The organism is Actinomycetospora sp. (genome assembly GCF_055612215.1).
The window spans coordinates 1-1,191 of record NZ_JBVPVA010000821.1 but is presented as its reverse complement, the minus strand read 5'-3'; the positions used below and the strand labels follow the sequence as shown (position 1 = coordinate 1,191).

2 protein-coding genes are annotated in these 1,191 nt (G+C 73.0%); both read right to left on the bottom strand.

Annotated elements, in window-relative coordinates; genetic code table 11:
* On the bottom strand, positions 1–983 hold a 983-nt coding region (locus tag AC0CYZ_RS22415), incomplete at its 3' end, for a histidine kinase dimerization/phospho-acceptor domain-containing protein (RefSeq protein ID WP_472219411.1).
* Between the two features lie 18 nt (positions 984–1,001).
* A partial coding sequence (locus tag AC0CYZ_RS22410; RefSeq protein ID WP_472219409.1) for a winged helix-turn-helix domain-containing protein occupies positions 1,002–1,191 on the bottom strand: 190 nt, incomplete at its 5' end.

Below are 1,191 nucleotides of genomic sequence, written 5' to 3'. Positions count from 1 at the left end.
GCGGATGCCGCCCGGGCCGCGGAGGCGGTTACCTCAGTGAGGTCGACGGGGTGCACCCGGAGGAAATCGTCGGTGCCGTCGGCGCGGGCGAGAGTGAGGAGATCTTCGGCGAGCCGAATGAGCCGGTCGGTCTCGCTGGCGGCGGAGGTCACCGCGTCGACGAGCTCGTCGCGGTCGCGCCCCGGGCGCCCGGCCAGCTCCAGCTCGGCGCGCAGCGTGGCCAGGGGGGTGCGCAGCTCGTGTCCGGCGTCGGCGACGAATCCGCGCTCGCGCTCGAGGGCTTGTCGTTCGTGGGCGAGCGCGTGGCGTTGCCGGTCCAGCAGCTCGTTAAGTGTGGAGGCGAGCGAGGCGATCTCGTCGCGGGTCGTCGGCACCGCCAGGTGGGTGCCGTCGTCGTGGCGGGCTAGGTCGGCGCTCTGTCGGCGCATCCGCTCCACCGGGCGCAGGGCCGCCCCGGCGAGCCACCAGGCGCCGAGTCCGGCGGTGAGGGCCGCGATCGGTCCGAGTATCAGCAGCCCGGTGTCGACGTGCTCGTCGGCTGCGTCGGCGATGTCGGTCCCGGTGCCCACCACGAGCACCAGCCCGTCGCGGTCGGAGAGGACGGTGGCCAGGAAGCGGGTGCGTTCGTTTTCCTCGCCGCGGGTGAACCCCAGCGGGCCGGAGCCGTCGACCCGGCGGGCGAGCACGGCCGCGAGGTCGTGGGGGTCGAGCGCGGAGGTCCCGGCGAGGTCGGGGGAGCTGACGAGCACCCGGCCGTCGGCGGTGACGACCTGGATGGGTTCCTCGTCGCGGGTGGTGTGCAGCGCCGCCAGCCCTTCGGCGTTGTACTGCTCGGTCAGCGTGGACGCCCGGCTGGCGAGCCCGACGTCGAGCGTGGCGTCCAGGCTGGTGTGCAGCTGCAGGACGAAGCCGAGCCCGACCACGGCGATCAGGAGGGCCGTGCCCGAGGCGAACCCGAGCGCGAGCCGGACGCGCAGCGGCATGTCGGATCTCCCTACCGGTCAGGAACTCGGCGTCGGCGCCGGCTGCTCGGGATCGCCGACCCGCAGCCGGTAGCCGGCGCCCCGCACGGTCTCGAGCAGGTCGCTGCCGTACGGCTTGTCGATCTTGCGACGGAGATAGGACACGTACTGGTCGACGACGTTCGAGACTCCGTCGTACGCGAAGTCCCACACGTGTTCGAGGATCATC